Consider the following 16660-nt stretch of genomic DNA (forward strand, 5'->3'; position numbering starts at 1 on the left):
AAACCGAATTGCGATGCCAAACCCGCATCAGGCAGTGGTGAGGAGCCGCGCAAAGCATGAACAACAAACTGCGTGGTTATGTGCGTCCCGAGGGCGATGATGCCCGGGTTGAGACCTGGGGCTGGCCCGAGATGGAGGTCGAGATAGAGGCGGGAGCGCCTACCAATGCTCTTGGCCTGGCCCCTGACTGGTATCAGCAGGAAGAGGAGGTGGTGGAGCCGGAGCCCGAACAGGAGCCCGCCCCCAGCATCACCGCCGAAGAGCTTGAAGCGATCCGTCAGGCCGCCTGGGAAGAGGGGATGGCCGAGGGGCGCGAGTCCGGTTATGCCAAGGGGATGGAAGAGGGCAAGCTGGAAGGATTGCAACAGGGCCACTCTGCCGGTCTCGAACAGGGGCGCGAGGAGGGGCTGGCCATGGGCCGCGAGCTGGTGGAGCAGGAGATCGCCCACTGGCAGGGGCTCGCCGCGCGCCTTGCCAATCCGCTTAACGAGCTGGATCTGGCGGTGGAGCAGCAGCTGGTCTCGCTGGTGATGCAACTGGCCCGCGCGCTTATTCGTCACGAAGCGGAGACCTCTCCTCGCATTTTGCTGGAGGCGCTTAAAGAGGGGTTGGCCTTGCTGCCCGCCGCCGAACAGGGGGTAACTCTGATGCTGCATCCCGACGATATCGCGCGAATCGAACAGGCATTTGGTGCCGAAGAGTGCGCCAAGCGCCACTGGCGATTGCAAAGCGATCCCACCCTCTCCCCCGGCGATCTGCAACTGGCGACCGAGCTCTCCAGCATCGATTTGACCCTCTCCGGGCGCATCGATCAGTTGCTGCGCAACTTCTTGCGGGACAATGCGTCGCAGAAACCGGCTTCGCAGGACTCACGCCCATAACCGATACCGGACGTTGCCGTCCGGCTGCACTTTTTAGCTCTCAGGAGGCCAGATGAGCGGCTCGCTACTGAACCGGTTGCAAGGGTACAAGGTACGCGACAGCGCCCCCAAACCGCCGGTCGCCGGTAAATTGACCCGGGTGGTGGGGCTGACCCTCGAAGCCATCGGCTGCCGTGCCGCCATCGGTGCCCTCTGCCGCATCGATACCCTTGATGGAACTTTGGAAGCTGAAGTGGTCGGTTTTTCTGGCGATCGCCTCTATCTGATGCCGAGCGAGCAGCTCAAGGGGGTGATCCCCGGTGCCCGAGTGGTGCCCATCACCGAAGAGCACGGCATTCCGGTCGGCATGAACCTGCTAGGTCGAGTCATCGACGGCATCGGCCAGCCACTCGATGGGCTCGGCCCCATTCTCTCCTCCCAGACCGTGCAGTTTGCCCAGCACCGCATCAACCCGCTCTCTCGCCGCCCGATCCATCAGCCGATGGACGTGGGGGTACGCGCCATCAACGCCGTGCTGACGGTGGGGCAGGGCCAGCGGATGGGGCTGTTTGCCGGTTCCGGTGTCGGCAAATCGGTGCTGCTGGGCATGATGACCCGCGGCTCGGTGGCAGATGTGGTGGTGGTCGGCCTCATCGGTGAACGGGGCCGGGAAGTGAAAGAGTTTATTGAAGACATTCTGGGGGAGGAGGGGCGTGCCCGCTCCGTGGTGGTAGCGGCTCCCGCTGATGCCTCGCCGCTGATGCGGCTCAAGGGGTGTGAAACGGCGCTGGCCATTGCAGAATATTTCCGCGATCAGGGGCTTAATGTGCTGCTCTTGATGGATTCGCTGACCCGTTATGCCCAGGCCCAGCGTGAGATCGCGCTGGCGGTGGGCGAGCCGCCGGCGACCAAGGGTTATCCGCCCTCGGTATTTGCCAAATTACCGGCGCTGGTGGAGCGGGCGGGTAACGGCAGTGACGGCCAGGGCTCCATCACCGCCTTCTTCACCGTCCTGACCGAGGGGGATGACCTGCAAGATCCCATTGCCGATGCGGCGCGGGCGATCCTCGATGGCCACATAGTGCTGTCGCGCGAGCTGGCCGATGCGGGCCACTATCCGGCTATCGATATCGAGAAGTCCATCAGCCGGGTTATGCCCATGGTCACCTCGCCGGAACATATGGATCTGGCGCGCACCCTCAAGCAGTTCTACTCCCTCTATCAGCAGAACCGGGATCTCATCACCATCGGTGCCTACAGTCAGGGTTCCGATCCGCGCATCGACCGCGCCATCATTCAAAAACCCTATCTGGATCAGTTCTTGCAGCAGGGGATGCGTGAGGTCATTCACTACGATGATGGCCTGCAAGCCTTGCAGATGGTGGCGATGCCATTGATGCGCTGATGATGGTCGGTAACAGAGAGGTCGACGATGAGTAAAGGGTTGGTATTGTTGGCCGATCGGCTGGTGGAGGCGGAGCAGCAGTGTGCGCTGGCGCTGGTGAAGGCGCAGCAGGATCTCAAGCTGTTCATGGATCAGCAAAATGCCCTCAATCAGTATCGCCAGATCTATCACCAGCAGTGGACCGATCGCGGCCTGCAGGGGATTTCGCCCCAGCAAAACACCCAGTATCACGCCTTTATCAACAAGCTCGAACAGGCTGCGACCCAGCAGTACGAAGGGGTGTTGCAGGTGCGTCAGGCGCTGGAGCAACGCCGTGAAGAGTGGCTGGCGGCCCAGCAGCGGCGCAAGGCGGTGGAGCTGTTGCTGGAGAAGCAAGCGAGCCGCGAGCAGCAGAAAGCCCAGCGTCAGGAGCAGAAGATGCTGGATGAGTACGCCATGTTGCGACGTTTTCATCAATCTGGCCTGTAACTTGCTTTGATATGGACATTGTCGGCGGCCATCTCTTTGGGGGCCACCAGAATTCAGGGATCCCATCATGATGCAGACACTGTTGACACAAACGCCTTCGGCTCCGGCCAACGGGTTGGACAAAGCGCCTCTGAGCGGTTCCGTCGAGAGCAAAAGTATCGATGGGGGAACCGGTAGCGACAGCAAGGGTGATTTCGCCACCCTGATTGCCAAGGCCCGGAACAGCGAACAGGGCGCCGCCGAGGCCACTCAGGGCGGTAATCATGTCCGATCAGCCAAATCTTTGGCGACCGAGAGCGCCTCTCCCAAAGAGGAGACCGGCAAGGAGCAGGATCCTGACGCCGACAACAAGGTGGAGGAGGTCCCTGCCACCGACTTTCTGCTCCGTCTGCAAGACTCCCTCAAGCTCGATACCTCGCTAGTGACACCCCAGCTGGCGGTGGCAGCCCAACAGAGCGCCACTATGGTAGACGGCAATCCGTTGCCGCAAGAGGGTGAGCAGGAGGGGATTGCGCTTGATGACGGCGAGCAGACTCCTGCCGCTGCCAGAATTGCCAGCCAGCTTGCCGGTCAGACCGGGGCGCAGTCGCCGCTGGCGACGACCGCCAATTCGACTCCAGAAACCACCGTATCCTCCTCAGCGGCGCGAGTGGTGGCGAAGGGCGATGCCTCTGCTGCCGTTCTCTCCTCTGAAGGTGAAGATGCCGCCACTACTGCGGATGGGCAGACCGGGGAGAAAGCCTCTGCCAAGGGCGAAATCCTCGGGGCTGATGGCAAGCAGACCAAGCCCCTCACGGGGGCTGAGCGAATGGCCCAGCTGGCCAAGGTGCTGCCGGTCGATGAGTCGGCAAGCACTGCCAAATCCGCTGAGTCTCTCGCTGCAAAAGAGGCTGGCGACAGCAAATCCGATCCCGCCGCCAGCAATGCTTTGACTAACAAGGGGCAGGCGACGCAAGCCGCGACTCAGGGGGCTGCGCTCAAGGCCTTCAGTGAGGGGCTCAAGCAGCCTGAAGCTGGCGCTGCAACCACCTCAGCAACTGCGGATGGAAGTGGGGTAGCTGGCAAGGGGGCAGAAAAGGGTGTCGCCGAAGGCAGCCAGCAACCAGCCACCGCCGCCAATCAAGGTTCGGCGCCCGTGAGGACGGCGCAAAGTGCCGCAGAAAGTGCCTCAGCCCAGAGCAGCGTGACGGCAAATGCGACGGCTCAGAGCGATAGCGCTGCCGCCCCCGTGATGGTGGCGCCGCAGCAGGTGTTGGCACAGGCTGAATCTCAGGGGCCGCAAGCGCCGTTGTCGACCATTTCAGCCGGCATCAAACAGATGGAAGTGACGGGCACCGACGAGGTGCGCAAAGCGGTTTCGCTTGAAGTAAAACCGAAGGCCGGTGAGGCGGAGAAGAGCCTGGTTGCGACGACATCTAGCAGTGAGAGCAGCCCGAGCCAGACCGTTCAGCATGGCCAGAACAGCCAGACTCAGCCACAGGTGGCCGATAGCCGGGCGCCAGCCGCTGAGACGACGCTGCGCCGTGAGCCGCAGAATTTACCCCATTTGAAACTGGCCAGTCAGGAAGCACCTGCCGAATTGCACCAGAAGGTCAATGTGATGCTGGCCGAAAAACTGCAACAGGCGGAAATTCAGCTCGACCCCCTTGGCCTTGGCAAGATGAAGATCCAGATTCAGATGGGGGCCGACAGCCAGGCCAACGTTCATTTTGTGGTACAACATGGACAGACCCGCGAGATGCTGGAGCAGGCGATGCCCCGGCTGCGTGACATGCTGGCAGGGCAGGGGATCCAGCTTGGTCAGACGCAGGTGCAGCAGCAGTCGCAACAACAGCAGCAACAGGGCCAGCCCACCTTTAACGGGCAGGGGCAGCAGGGTCAGAGTAGTGGTCAGCAGCGGTCCGGTAACGGGCTGGTTGAAGGGGAACTCACCACTTCCAACCCCAGTTTGCTGGTGGAATCGACAAACGGTTCCGGAATTGATTTCTATGCTTGATGCAATCCCGAGTAAGTTTATGATATCGAACAAGTTTGAGACTAGGGTGGACAAGGGATGGCTGACGATAACGAGTTGACGCTAAAAGACCCGGCTGCGGGCAAGAAAAAGAAGCTGATCATTATCATTGCCCTGGCGGTAATTTTGCTGGGCGGTGGTGGTGTTGGCGCCTTCCTGATGCTCTCCGGCTCCGATAAACCGCCCGCTGAAGCGGCGGAAGGTGCCGAGGCCGCACCCAAGGAGGAAGCGCCTAAACCTTCCCTCTATGTCGGTATGCCACGCCCCTTTGTCTTCAACGTCGCAGGTGCCCAGCGAGATCGACTGGTGCAGATCAAGATCCAGCTGATGGTGCGCGGTACCGCCGACGAGACGCTGGCCAAACAGAATATCCCCCTGATTGAAGGCACCTTGTTGCGGGTATTCAGTGCAGCCAGTGCCGAACAGCTGATGACCTTTGAAGGCAAGGAGAAGCTGCGCAAGGATTCACTGGAAGAGTGCCGTCGGGTGCTCAAGGACCTGGTCTCTTCCCCCGTTATCGAACAAGTGCTGTTTACCGGCTTTGTAATGCAGTAGGTGAAGCGTGAGCGATCTGTTAAGTCAGGACGAAATTGATGCCCTCTTGCACGGTGTCGATGATGTCGAAGAGGAAGAGATAGGCGGCGCTGGAGACCCCGGCGTAGCCCAGTTTGACTTCTCCTCCCAAGACCGCATCGTCCGTGGTCGCATGCCGACGCTGGAGCTGGTGAATGAACGTTTCGCCCGCCATATGCGGATCAGCCTGTTCAACATGATGCGTCGTACCGCTGAGGTCTCCATCAACGGCGTGCAGATGCTCAAGTTTGGCGAGTATGTTCATACCCTGTTTGTGCCGACCAGTCTCAACATGGTGCGCTTCCGCCCGCTCAAGGGGACGGCACTCATCACCATGGAGGCTCGACTGGTCTTCATCCTGGTAGAGAACTTCTTCGGTGGCGATGGCCGTTATCACGCCAAGATTGAAGGGCGCGAATTTACCCCGACCGAACGGCGCATTATCCAGATGCTGCTCAAACTGGTGTTTGAGGATTACAAGGATGCCTGGGCGCCGGTGATGGACGTGGGGTTCGAGTATCTCGACTCCGAAGTGAACCCGGCGATGGCCAACATCGTCAGCCCGACCGAGGTGATCGTGGTCAGCTCGTTCCACATCGAGCTCGATGGTGGCGGCGGCGACTTCCACGTGGCGATGCCCTACTCCATGCTGGAGCCGATCCGTGAGCTGCTGGATGCCGGTGTGCAGAGTGACAAGGGGGATACCGACGTACGTTGGAGCAAGGCGCTGCGTGACGAGATCATGGACGTCAAGGTGGAGCTGCGCGCCAAGCTGCTGGAGACCGAACTCACTTTGCGTGAGCTGATGGAGCTGCGACCTGGCGATATCATTCCGGTCGATATGCCGGAAAATCTGCTGGTTTTTGTCGAGGACTTGCCCACTTTCCACGCCAAGATGGGCCGCACCAAGGATAATGTGGCGCTCAAGATCACCGACAAGCTCAAACGTCCGGAAGGGGTCAAGACGGAGATGCATCTGGTGACCCGGGGCGGGGTACGAATTGATGGCGAGGCCGAGCTGGAAGAGCTCGAACGCAGTATCGAAGATCAACAGCGATAATTGACGGTTTATTACGGTAAACGGTCACGAAGTAGCATAAGGAAACAAGATGAGCGGAACTGAGGAAGAGGATCTGATGGCTGATGCCTGGGCTGCGGCTCTGGAGGAGCAGGTGACGGCGGAAGCCAAGCCAGCCCCGCTGGAAGAGTTGAAAGATGATGCCCCCATCAGTGCCGAGGAGCGTCGCAAGCTCGACACCATTCTCGATATTCCGGTCACTATCGCCATGGAGGTGGGCCGCAGCCAGATCAGCATCCGCAACCTGTTGCAGCTGAACCAGGGCTCGGTGGTGGAGCTGGATCGTGTTGCAGGCGAGCCGCTGGACGTATTGGTCAACGGTACCCTGATCGCTCACGGCGAGGTGGTTGTGGTGAACGACAAGTTCGGTATCCGCCTGACTGACGTCATCAGCCAGATTGAACGGATCAAGAAGCTCAAATGATGCGCCTCCTGTTGTTATTGCTGCCTGTTCCGGCCTTTGCCGAGACAGCGGCATCTGCCAACGTGCCTAGTCTGAGCTCCTGGTTGCTCTCCAGTCTGATGGTGATTGGTCTCATTCTGGTGCTGGGCTTTCTGCTCAAGAAGAGCAAGCTGGCGACCGCCATGGGGGGCGGCCAGATGCGGGTCATCGCCTCGTTGCCGGTGGGTTACAAAGAGAAGCTGCTGGTGGTCAAGGTGGGCGAACAGCAACTACTGGTCGGCGTAACACCGCAGCAGGTCAATTTTCTCTACCGGCTGGAGGAGCCGCTGGACGAAAACCAGCCGCAGGCGTTTTCTCAGCAGCTTGGCAAATTGATGGGCAAGCATGAAAAAAGCTAACGGCTTATGGCTGAAAACGGGGCTGCTGGTCAGCCTGCTGATACCACTGTTTTGCTCATGGCCTACGCTGGCACAGGACGCCATGTCGGCGGTGACCGTCAAGACCATGGGGGATGGCTCTCAGGAGTACAGCCTGACCCTGCAAGTGCTGGCGCTGATGACCGCGCTCTCCTTCTTGCCGGCCATGGTGATCATGATGACCTCGTTTACCCGCATCATTGTGGTGTTGGGTATCTTGCGCCAGGCGATCGGTCTGCAACAGAGTCCCTCCAACCAGGTGTTGATCGGCATCGCCCTGTTTATGTCGTTCTTCATCATGTCGCCGGTGCTGGATCGCATCAATGATGAGGCGTTGCAGCCCTATCTGGCCGAAACCATTCAGGCAAAAGAGGCGCTGGAGCGGGCCGAGTTGCCCATCCACCAGTTCATGTTGGCCCAGACCCGGATCAAGGATCTCAACACCTTTATGGAGATCGCCAACGTGCAGGTGGAGAAACCGGCCGATGTGCCGCTACGGGTGCTGATCCCGGCGTTTGTCACCAGCGAGCTGAAAACCGCCTTCCAGATTGGTTTTATGCTGTTCTTGCCATTTCTGGTCATCGATCTGGTGGTGGCCAGTATTCTGATGGCGATGGGGATGATGATGCTCTCGCCGATGATCGTCTCGCTGCCCTTCAAGTTGATGCTGTTTGTGATGGTGGATGGCTGGAATCTCATTCTGGGGTCGCTGGCCAACAGTTTCGGACTGGGTGCCGGTTAGCCGGTCGAGCGCAAGGAGCCCGAACATGAGTCCTGAAACCTTTGTCGACGTCTTTCGCGAGGCGCTCTGGCTGGTCAATATCATGGTCAGCGCCGTGATCCTGCCCAGCCTCGCTATCGGGCTGGTGGTAGCCATTTTTCAGGCGGCCACCTCCATCAACGAACAGACTCTGAGCTTTCTGCCCCGTCTTATCGTGACCCTGCTAGCCTTGGGAATTGGTGCTCATTGGGGAATGCAGAGTCTGATGGACTTCTTTGTACTGATGGTCAATCAAATCCCCGAGGTGGTGGGATGACCTACACAACCGCTCTGATCATGGAGTGGTTGTCTTCCATCCTCTGGCCGCTGGCGCGGGTGAGCAGCCTGCTGATGGTGATGGCGGTGTTCGGCAGCCGCCTTGCTCCTGCGCGGGTACGGATGGGGCTGGCTTTGGCCATCACCTTTCTGATTGCCCCGCTGCTTCCGAAAATGCCCCCCATTGAACTCTTCTCGGTCGGCAGCTTTCTGGTATTGGGCCAGCAGCTGCTCATCGGTATTGCCCTCGGCCTGATGACCCAGTTTCTGATGGAGAGCTTCGTGATGGCCGGTCAGGTCATCGCCATGCAAACCAGCCTCGGCTTTGCCACCCTGGTGGATCCGATGAATGGCCAGTCGGCCCCCGTGGTGGGTCAGTTTTATCTGATGCTGGCGACCCTTGTGTTTCTGGCGCTGGATGGTCATCTGGTGATGCTGCGGCTGGTCATTCTTAGTTTCGAGACACTGCCTGTCTCCGAGCACGGCCTCTCGGTTTCATCCATGAAAACCCTGAGTGCGTTTCTGGGTGTGATGTATCAGGCTGCTTTGGTGATGTCGCTCTCAGCCATCGTCGCCTTGCTCTTAATCAACTTCGCCTTTGGTGTCATGACCCGGGCGGCGCCGCAACTCAACATTTTCAGTATCGGTTTTGCGGTCAGCATGATGTCGGGTCTGCTCATCCTCTGGCTCACTATCGGCGGGTTCCTCGGTCACTTCGACATGATGTGGGAGCGGGTGCAGGAGGTCAGCTGCGAGCTGATCAACACCCAGTGCTTCGGGGGCGCTCATGGCTGATACCGACCAGGAACGTACCGAACAACCCACGGGCAAACGACTGCAACAGGCCCGTGAAAAGGGGCAGATTGCACGTTCAAAAGAGTTGGGGACCGCCAGCGTTCTGCTCTCGGCGGTCTTTGGCCTGTTGATGCTCAAGGGCTCGCTGGCGACCGCCATGGTCAAGGTTGTCACCATGGGCTTTACCCTGGATCGGGAGCAGGCCTTCGATCCCAATGCCATGATCGCTATGGTGCCGGCGCTGCTGGGGGAACTGGTGCTTCCGCTGGGACTCTTGTTTGCACTGGTGGCGATTGCCGCTTTTATCGGCAACACCCTGATGGGGGGGATGAACTTCTCCACTGAAGCCATGATGCCCAAGATGAGCAAGCTGAGTCCACTCAGCGGCATCAAGCGAATGTTCGGGGTGCAGTCACTGATTGAGCTGGTCAAATCCATCGCCAAGGTGGTGTTCATCACCCTGTTTGCCTGGTGGATGTTATCCAGCCAGTTCAATCACCTGCTCAATCTCTCCATGGAGGGTTTCCCCGGCGGTATTATCGATGCGCTGGAGTTGTTTCTCTGGATGTTGATCATCCTCTGCTGCGCCCTGCTTCCCATCGTTGCCATCGACGTGCCGTTCCAGCAGTGGAACCACATGCGTCAGCTCAAGATGACCAAGCAGGAGGTCAAGGACGAGTTCAAGGACAGCGAAGGCAAGCCCGAGGTAAAGGGCAAGATCCGCCAGTTGCAGATGCAGATGGCGATGCGTCGAATGATGGGGGATGTACCCAAGGCTGATGTGGTGATCACCAACCCGACCCACTACTCGGTAGCGCTCAAGTATGATGCGGGCAAACCCGGTGCCGCGCCCAAGGTCGTGGCCAAGGGCACAGATGAAATTGCAATGAAGATCAGGGAGATCGCCAGAGAGTACGAGATCCCCATCATGCCGTCACCAGCCTTGACCCGGGCTATTTACCACTCAACCGAGCTGGGCCACGAGATCCCGGAAGGGCTGTTTGCGGCGGTTGCCCAGGTGCTCGCCTATGTCTTCCAGCTCAAGAAATTCCGCCGTGGTCAGGGGCGCCGTCCCCAGCCGCTGGCTAAAGATCTGCCCATTCCGACCGAATATCGAAAATGACAAAGTTCTGACGTAGTCAAAATAAATCCATTGCATTTCAATGTCTTGTATTATTGGCTTGATGTTTGCTTTAATTTGGCACCAGCAGGTTGAAATTGAGAAGCGCGATGGAATTCAAGGCAGTATTGGGCCAGTTCAAAGAGTACCGGGGTGTATTGGGCAAAGGCCTTGGCACCCCTCTGCTGGTATTGGCCGCGCTCGGTATGGTGGTGTTACCCATCCCGCCGCTGATGCTGGACGTGCTCTTCTCCTTTAACATTGCCCTCTCCATCGTGGTGCTGCTGGTATCCGTCTATACCCGCCGCCCCCTCGAATTTGCGGCCTTCCCGACCGTACTGCTGCTCGCTACCTTGCTGCGGTTGGCGTTGAACGTTGCCTCGACCCGGGTGGTGTTACTGGAAGGTCATAATGGCAGTGCGGCGGCCGGCCATGTGATCGAGGCATTCGGTAACGTGGTGATCGGCGGCAACTATGCGGTCGGCATCATCGTTTTTACCATCCTGATGATCATCAACTTTGTGGTGATCACCAAGGGTGCCGGGCGGATCGCGGAAGTGAGTGCCCGTTTTACACTTGATGCGATGCCGGGCAAACAGATGGCCATCGATGCCGATTTGAACGCCGGTCTCATCAATCAGGAAGAGGCGAAGAAGCGTCGTCAGGATGTAACCCAGGAAGCTGACTTCTACGGCTCCATGGATGGTGCCTCCAAGTTCGTCAAAGGGGATGCCATTGCGGGCATCATGATCCTCTTTATCAACATCATCGGCGGCTTCATCATCGGGATGATGCAGCACCAGCTGACCTTCAGCGAATCTGCCGAGATCTATACCCTGTTGGCCATCGGTGACGGTCTGGTGGCGCAGATCCCCTCCCTGCTGCTCTCCATCGCTGCCGCCATCATAGTGACCCGTCAGAATACCGATCAGGACATGGGTACCGCAGTACTAGGCCAGCTGTTTGACAATCCCAAGGCGCTGATCATCTCGGCCGGGATTCTGCTGATGATGGGGCTGGTGCCGGGGATGCCGCATTTCGCCTTCCTGAGTCTGGGGGCTCTCGCCGCCGCCGGCGCCTGGTGGTTGCTGCGCCGCGAGAAACTGGCGGCTGCCAAAGCAGCCAAGGGCGAGCTGCTGCCTGCTACAGCTGAGCAGCCTCATGAGCAGAAAGAGCTGAGCTGGGACGATGTGATGCCGGTGGACATCATCGGGCTGGAAGTGGGTTATCAGCTGATCCCGCTGGTAGATCGCAATCAGGGTGGCGAACTGCTCAACCGGATCAAAGGGGTGCGCAAGAAACTCTCGCAAGAGCTGGGCTTTCTGGTCCCGGCCGTCCACATTCGCGACAACCTGGATCTGGCGCCAAACCAATACCGCATCACCTTGATGGGGGTCAGTACCGGCGAGGCCAATGTCTACCATGATAAGGAGATGGCCATCAATCCGGGGCAGGTGTTCGGCCAGATCCAGGGGATAGCGACCCGGGATCCCGCCTTCGGGCTGGAAGCGGTCTGGGTTGCCAAGGAGATGGTCTCTCAGGCACAGACGCTGGGGTATACGGTAGTGGATACCGCGACCGTGGTGGCTACCCATCTGAGCCAGATCCTGACCAACCATGCGGCTCTGTTGCTGGGTCATGACGAGGTACAACAGCTGCTCGACATGATTGGCAAACATCAGAGCAAGCTGGTCGAAGGGCTGGTGCCGGAAGTGATCAGCATGGGTAACCTTGTGAAGGTATTGCAGAATTTGCTCAATGAAGGCGTGCCAATCCGCGATATGCGCACTATCCTGCAGACCCTGGTTGAATACGCGCCGCGCAGTCCGGATCCGGAAGTGCTAACGGCCGCTTGCCGGATTGCCCTGCGTCGCCTGATTGTGCAGGAGATTGCAGGCCCGGATCCCGAGTTGCCGGTGATTACCTTGGCGCCGGAATTGGAACGTATATTGCATCAATCCTTGCAGGCAGGTGGTGGTGATGGTGCCGGTATTGAACCGGGTCTGGCTGAGCGGATGCAGCGTTCGCTGGTGGAAGCCACTCAACGACAAGAATTGGAAGGCCAACCGGCCGTGCTTCTGACATCGGGGATCTTGCGCAATACCCTGGCGAAATTTGTCAAGAATGCCATTCCTGGATTGCGCGTTCTGTCTTATCAGGAAGTGCCCGACGACAAGCAGATCCGCATCGTCAGTGCGGTAGGGCAGAACTAGTTAGCGGAGACGACGGGTGAAGATTAAGCGGTTTTTTGCCAAGGATATGCGAACGGCTCTGGCCGAGGTCAAGGAGACTCTCGGGCCTGACGCCGTCATCATGTCCAACAAGAAGGTCACCGGAGGGGTAGAGATAGTCGCCGCAGTCGATTATCAATCCCAGGTTCCGGGGCCCAAAGATGCGCCGGTTCGCCGTCAGCTGAACGATGAGAGCGTCAATATTTCGTCTGCTGCACGGCAGATGATCCGCCCCGAGCCGACGCCGGTGAAGGAGCAGAACGAACATTATGCCGATACCCTGGCCGCCTTGCTGGCGCGCCAGCAGAAGCTCAAGCCGGGCAATGGGGTGCCAATGGGCAATACCCAATCGGCCGGGCTGGCCGCTGCCAATGCTGCGCCCAGAACATTGGCCGAGCAGGGACAGTGGGGCGCAGCCCCGGAACCTGCCAAGCCCAAGGCCCGGGTTGCCTCAGGCCAGCGCCCCCCTCAACCTGCCCAGCGGGATCAGGAGATGGAGGGGATGCGTAAGGAGATGGCCAGCATCCGCAAATTGCTGGAGCACCAGATCTCCGGGCTGATGTGGCAAGAGGTGGAGCGCCGCGAACCGATGCGGGCCCTGCTGATCAAGGAGCTCAAGAAGCTCGGCTTTGACGATGCGTTTGCCGATCAACTGGCGGGACTGATCCCCGAAGATATGTCCATCCATCAGGCGATGGCCCAGTTGGCCGAGGTGCTGACGGCCCAGCTCAAGATCAGCGAGGACGAGATCATGCGTCAGGGCGGCGCGGTTGCGCTGCTTGGTCCGACCGGGGTGGGCAAAACCACCACCATCGCCAAGCTGGCTGCCCGTTTTGCCATGAAGTATGGCGCCGAGCAGGTGGCGCTGATCACCACCGACAACTACCGGATTGGTGCCCATGAACAACTGCAGACCTATGGTCGCATCATGGGGTGTCCGGTGCGGCAGGTGCGTGATGCAGAAGAGCTGGCCAATGCCCTTTATCAGTTCCGCCACCGTCGGCTGGTACTTATCGATACGGCCGGGGTTGGCCAACGGGATATCCGGCTGACCGAGCAGCTCGATACCTTGGTCAAGAATGCCAAGGTGCGGATCCGCAGTTATCTGGTGATGTCGGCAACTTCCCAGCGTCGGGTGATGCAGGAGGCGGTTGACCATTTCCGGCGTATTCCATTAAGCGGCTGCATACTTACCAAATTGGATGAAAGTCTGAATCTGGGCGAAGTGATTAACGTGTGTATCCAGAATTCATTGCCCATCAGCTATATCACTGACGGACAAAGGGTTCCGGAAGATATTCAGGTTGCCAATGCGGCGCAGCTCGTCGGGGCTGCCATGGGCTCGCTGGAGCGAGAAACAGAGGAGCCCTATTTCTGGGGCGCAGGCTTTGGCGAGGCCGAAGATTCGGAGTTTTATGAGTAACATGTATATGGATCAGGCGAGTGGTCTGCGCAAAATGCGTCAAAACAATCGAGTAAAAGTAATCGCCGTTTCCGGTGGTAAAGGTGGCGTGGGCAAGACCAACGTGACCCTGAACGTGGCCGGAGCCATGGCCGCCCAAGGCAAGCGGGTGATGGTGCTGGATGCCGACCTAGGTCTGGCCAACGTCGACGTCATGTTGGGGCTGCGGGTTCATCGCAACCTCTCTCATGTCCTGGCGGGTGAATGCACCATCGACGATATCATCGTCGAAGGCCCTTACGGCATGATGATCGTGCCTGCGACCTCGGGCACCCAGTCCATGGTCGAGCTTTCTCCGGTACAGCATGCCGAGCTTATCCGTGCCTTCAGCGAGATGAAGACCCAGGTCGACATCCTGTTGGTGGATACGGCTGCGGGGATCTCCGACATGGTGCTGAGCTTCACCCGTGCCGCTCAAGACATCATGGTGGTGGTCTGTGATGAGCCGACCTCCATCACCGATGCCTACGCCCTCATCAAGATCCTCTCCAAGGATCACGGCGTGTTTCGTTTCAAGGTGGTGGCCAATATGGTGCGCAGTCTGCGTGAAGGGCAGGAGCTCTTTGCCAAACTGACCCGGGTCACGGATCGTTTCCTCGATACCTCGCTGGAGCTGGTCGCCTGTGTACCTTATGACACCAATCTGCGTGCCGCCGTGCGCAAGCAGAAGCTGATTGTCGAGGCGTTTCCCAAGTCGCCGGCCGCACTGGCGTTCCGGGCCCTTGCCAACAAGGCTGCGAGCTGGCCGGTTCCCAACCAGCCAGGCGGCCATCTGGAGTTTTTCCTGGAAAATTTGTTGCAGAAACCGGCCACAACACAGGAAGGTTCCCGTGAATAAAGCCCAAGCGTACTTGCGTCATCAGGATTCCTACGTGCTGGTGGAGCGTCATGCTCCCCTGGTCAAGCGAATTGCCCAGCATTTGTTGGCTCGCCTGCCCAGCAGTGTCTTGCTGGATGACCTGATCCAGGCAGGTATGATTGGGCTGCTTGAAGCCTCCCGCAACTTTGACGGTAGCAAGGGAGCAAGCTTCGAGACGTATGCCGGGATCCGCATCCGTGGCGCCATGCTGGATGAGATCCGGCGTGGTGACTGGGTGCCCCGTTCAGTGCATCGCAACAGCAGGGCTATTGCAGAAGCGATCGAGAATGTCGAGCAGACCCACGGGCGTGACGCGCGAGATACCGAGGTTGCTGCCGAGATGGGGGTTTCCATCGCTGATTACCATGCGATGCTGCAAGACGTCTCCTGCGGCAAAATTATCGGCATCGAAGATCTGGGGGTCAGCGAGGATGTGATCGGCAACCCCGATGATGCCCCTTCAGGCTCCGGATTCGATGAATTGGCTGCCGAGCGATTTCAGATTCAATTATCCGAGCAAATTGGTCGTCTACCAGAGAGAGAAGCTTTGGTTCTCTCTCTTTACTACGATGAAGAGCTGAATTTGCGTGAAATTGGCGAGGTTTTGAATGTCAGCGAGTCGCGTGTGAGCCAGATCCACAGTCAGGCAATGCACAGATTGCGTGCTCGTTTGAGAGATTGGCATCTATAAGTGTTTGTACTGGCTACACTGAGATGAAACTCTAAGGCATAATCCGCACGACACAACCCGTTTTTAGCATCATGTAAGTGAGCCACTCTGGTGGCTATTTAGGAGGGAATTTTGGACAAGAACATGAAAATCCTCATTGTTGACGATTTTTCAACGATGCGCCGGATTATCAAGAACTTGCTGCGCGACTTGGGATTCAACAATACCCATGAGGCGGATGACGGCAATACAGCGCTGCCGATGCTGAAAAATGGTGATTTTCAGTTTGTAGTTACCGACTGGAACATGCCTGGCATGCAAGGTATTGACCTGCTTAAAGCCATCCGTGTCGATGAGAAGCTCAAGCATCTGCCGGTACTGATGGTAACTGCTGAAGCCAAACGTGAGCAGATCATTGAAGCCGCCCAAGCTGGCGTCAACGGTTACATCGTCAAGCCCTTCACCGCAGCAACGCTCAAAGAAAAACTCGACAAAATTTTCGAACGAATTGGCTAAGGAGCTGCAGGGATGATGGCCAAAACGAGAGCAATGATTTCGCTCGACCAGGCAAGGATGCTTGTTGCTCATCTGGAGCAAGGCGAATTTGAGCTGGCCGATGAACTGCTTGCCGAAGTGTGTGCCCCCAACGCAGCCGATCTGTTTGAAAAAGTAGGTCAGCTGACCCGACAACTGCATGATTCACTTCAAGAATTTCGCCTCGATCCCCGTATTCCTGATTTGGCTACTCATGACATTCCAGATGCTCGGGAACGTTTGAGCTACGTTATCGATATGACTGACAAAGCGGCCAATCGCACAATGGATGCGGTGGAAGCCAGTTTGCCGATAGCGGATCGCCTGAATGACAATATCCAGCTGGTAATGCCGAACTGGAATGCCCTGATGTCTCGTGACATGAGCGTGGGGCAGTTCAAATCCTTATGTCACCAACTTGATGATTTTATTAAGGCTTCAGAGTCTGATGCCGATAAATTACGGCAACTGCTGACAGAAATCCTGATGGCACAAGATTTTCAGGATTTGACAGGTCAGATGATCCGCAAGGTCATCAAGCTTGTTCAGGAAGTTGAAACAAAATTAATAGAAATGCTGACCATGTTTGGTGAGGCTTCTGCTGAGCATTCAACTCGTAGTATTCCTGTCAATGGGATTGAAGCAGAGGGCCCTATCATGAACCCCGAGGCTCGTGCCGATGTGGTCAATGGTCAGGATGATGTGGACGATCTGCTGTCTAGCTTGGGATTCTAAT

18 protein-coding genes are annotated in these 16660 nt (G+C 58.0%); all 18 read left to right on the forward strand.

Going from position 1 to position 16660, the window contains the following annotated elements:
• The first annotated feature begins 56 nt into the window (after positions 1–56).
• Positions 57–881: a flagellar assembly protein FliH gene (gene fliH, locus ACB040_RS06455; protein ID WP_338772181.1), complete on the forward strand. Its 825-nt coding sequence runs from the start codon at positions 57–59 to the stop codon at positions 879–881.
• A 52-nt stretch (positions 882–933) separates the two neighbouring features.
• Positions 934–2265, forward strand: coding sequence for a flagellar protein export ATPase FliI (gene fliI / locus ACB040_RS06460; RefSeq protein WP_005334747.1), 1332 nt, complete (start codon positions 934–936; stop codon positions 2263–2265).
• A gap of 27 nt (positions 2266–2292) precedes the next feature.
• The gene (fliJ, locus tag ACB040_RS06465) at positions 2293–2733 is read left to right on the forward strand and encodes a flagellar export protein FliJ (RefSeq protein WP_005334746.1); all 441 of its coding nucleotides are present in this window, start codon (positions 2293–2295) and stop codon (positions 2731–2733) included.
• Between the two features lie 67 nt (positions 2734–2800).
• Positions 2801–4729 carry a flagellar hook-length control protein FliK gene (locus tag ACB040_RS06470; protein ID WP_338772178.1) on the forward strand — a complete coding sequence of 643 codons (1929 nt, stop codon included), beginning with the start codon at positions 2801–2803 and terminating at the stop codon, positions 4727–4729.
• 57 nt (positions 4730–4786) lie between these two features.
• Positions 4787–5302 (forward strand): flagellar basal body-associated protein FliL, encoded by a 516-nt coding sequence (gene fliL, locus ACB040_RS06475; RefSeq protein ID WP_042054463.1) that lies wholly within the window; start codon positions 4787–4789, stop codon positions 5300–5302.
• 7 nt (positions 5303–5309) lie between these two features.
• Entirely contained in the window at positions 5310–6380 is a 1071-nt protein-coding gene (gene fliM / locus ACB040_RS06480; RefSeq protein WP_005334736.1) for a flagellar motor switch protein FliM, read from the forward strand.
• Positions 6381–6429: 49 nt separating this feature from the next.
• Positions 6430–6822, forward strand: coding sequence for a flagellar motor switch protein FliN (gene fliN, locus ACB040_RS06485; RefSeq protein ID WP_005298791.1), 393 nt, complete (start codon positions 6430–6432; stop codon positions 6820–6822).
• A complete protein-coding gene (gene fliO / locus ACB040_RS06490) occupies positions 6819–7199 on the forward strand; it encodes a flagellar biosynthetic protein FliO (RefSeq protein ID WP_005362049.1) in 381 nt (126 codons plus the stop codon). The genes fliN and fliO overlap by 4 nt, the downstream gene beginning before the upstream one ends.
• Complete coding sequence (fliP, locus tag ACB040_RS06495; protein WP_064340920.1) at positions 7186–7959, forward strand: flagellar type III secretion system pore protein FliP; 774 nt, start codon at positions 7186–7188, stop codon at positions 7957–7959. The genes fliO and fliP overlap by 14 nt, the downstream gene beginning before the upstream one ends.
• Before the next feature lie 25 nt (positions 7960–7984).
• Positions 7985–8254, forward strand: coding sequence for a flagellar biosynthesis protein FliQ (gene fliQ, locus ACB040_RS06500; RefSeq protein WP_110302523.1), 270 nt, complete (start codon positions 7985–7987; stop codon positions 8252–8254).
• Positions 8251–9048, forward strand: a complete 798-nt coding sequence (gene fliR, locus ACB040_RS06505) for a flagellar biosynthetic protein FliR (RefSeq protein WP_224969678.1) — start codon at positions 8251–8253, stop codon at positions 9046–9048. The genes fliQ and fliR overlap by 4 nt, the downstream gene beginning before the upstream one ends.
• On the forward strand, positions 9041–10171 hold the full coding sequence (gene flhB, locus ACB040_RS06510; protein ID WP_110302522.1) for a flagellar biosynthesis protein FlhB: 1131 nt from the start codon (positions 9041–9043) through the stop codon (positions 10169–10171). Before fliR ends, flhB begins: the two co-directional genes overlap by 8 nt.
• Before the next feature lie 107 nt (positions 10172–10278).
• Positions 10279–12381 carry a flagellar biosynthesis protein FlhA gene (flhA, locus tag ACB040_RS06515; protein WP_005353675.1) on the forward strand — a complete coding sequence of 701 codons (2103 nt, stop codon included), beginning with the start codon at positions 10279–10281 and terminating at the stop codon, positions 12379–12381.
• Between the two features lie 16 nt (positions 12382–12397).
• Entirely contained in the window at positions 12398–13822 is a 1425-nt protein-coding gene (gene flhF / locus ACB040_RS06520; protein ID WP_371153676.1) for a flagellar biosynthesis protein FlhF, read from the forward strand.
• Positions 13823–13856: 34 nt separating this feature from the next.
• A complete protein-coding gene (locus ACB040_RS06525; RefSeq protein WP_370510289.1) occupies positions 13857–14699 on the forward strand; it encodes a MinD/ParA family protein in 843 nt (280 codons plus the stop codon).
• On the forward strand, positions 14692–15411 hold the full coding sequence (locus ACB040_RS06530) for an RNA polymerase sigma factor FliA (protein ID WP_019444723.1): 720 nt from the start codon (positions 14692–14694) through the stop codon (positions 15409–15411). Before ACB040_RS06525 ends, ACB040_RS06530 begins: the two co-directional genes overlap by 8 nt.
• Before the next feature lie 111 nt (positions 15412–15522).
• Complete coding sequence (cheY, locus tag ACB040_RS06535) at positions 15523–15906, forward strand: chemotaxis response regulator CheY (RefSeq protein ID WP_013723552.1); 384 nt, start codon at positions 15523–15525, stop codon at positions 15904–15906.
• A gap of 12 nt (positions 15907–15918) precedes the next feature.
• Positions 15919–16659, forward strand: coding sequence for a protein phosphatase CheZ (locus tag ACB040_RS06540; RefSeq protein ID WP_005353668.1), 741 nt, complete (start codon positions 15919–15921; stop codon positions 16657–16659).
• Position 16660: the final 1 nt, after the last annotated feature.

Origin of the sequence: Aeromonas sp. S11(2024), assembly GCF_041402345.1 — a bacterium.
GTDB classification, from domain to species: Bacteria; Pseudomonadota; Gammaproteobacteria; order Enterobacterales; family Aeromonadaceae; genus Aeromonas; species Aeromonas veronii.

Excerpts from the sequence above, each read along its gene's own strand:
- fliL (WP_042054463.1), top strand. The coding sequence starts at position 4,787 with ATGGCTGACGATAACGAGTTGACGCTAAAAGACCCGGCTGCGGGCAAG.
- fliP (WP_064340920.1), top strand. The coding sequence starts at position 7,186 with ATGAAAAAAGCTAACGGCTTATGGCTGAAAACGGGGCTGCTGGTCAGC.
- ACB040_RS06525 (WP_370510289.1), top strand. The coding sequence starts at position 13,857 with ATGCGTCAAAACAATCGAGTAAAAGTAATCGCCGTTTCCGGTGGTAAA.
- fliH (WP_338772181.1), top strand. The coding sequence starts at position 57 with ATGAACAACAAACTGCGTGGTTATGTGCGTCCCGAGGGCGATGATGCC.
- fliQ (WP_110302523.1), top strand. The coding sequence starts at position 7,985 with ATGAGTCCTGAAACCTTTGTCGACGTCTTTCGCGAGGCGCTCTGGCTG.
- flhB (WP_110302522.1), top strand. The coding sequence starts at position 9,041 with ATGGCTGATACCGACCAGGAACGTACCGAACAACCCACGGGCAAACGA.
- ACB040_RS06470 (WP_338772178.1), top strand. The coding sequence starts at position 2,801 with ATGATGCAGACACTGTTGACACAAACGCCTTCGGCTCCGGCCAACGGG.
- fliR (WP_224969678.1), top strand. The coding sequence starts at position 8,251 with ATGACCTACACAACCGCTCTGATCATGGAGTGGTTGTCTTCCATCCTC.
- flhA (WP_005353675.1), top strand. The coding sequence starts at position 10,279 with ATGGAATTCAAGGCAGTATTGGGCCAGTTCAAAGAGTACCGGGGTGTA.
- ACB040_RS06540 (WP_005353668.1), top strand. The coding sequence starts at position 15,919 with ATGATGGCCAAAACGAGAGCAATGATTTCGCTCGACCAGGCAAGGATG.
- fliN (WP_005298791.1), top strand. The coding sequence starts at position 6,430 with ATGAGCGGAACTGAGGAAGAGGATCTGATGGCTGATGCCTGGGCTGCG.
- fliO (WP_005362049.1), top strand. The coding sequence starts at position 6,819 with ATGATGCGCCTCCTGTTGTTATTGCTGCCTGTTCCGGCCTTTGCCGAG.
- fliJ (WP_005334746.1), top strand. The coding sequence starts at position 2,293 with ATGAGTAAAGGGTTGGTATTGTTGGCCGATCGGCTGGTGGAGGCGGAG.
- fliI (WP_005334747.1), top strand. The coding sequence starts at position 934 with ATGAGCGGCTCGCTACTGAACCGGTTGCAAGGGTACAAGGTACGCGAC.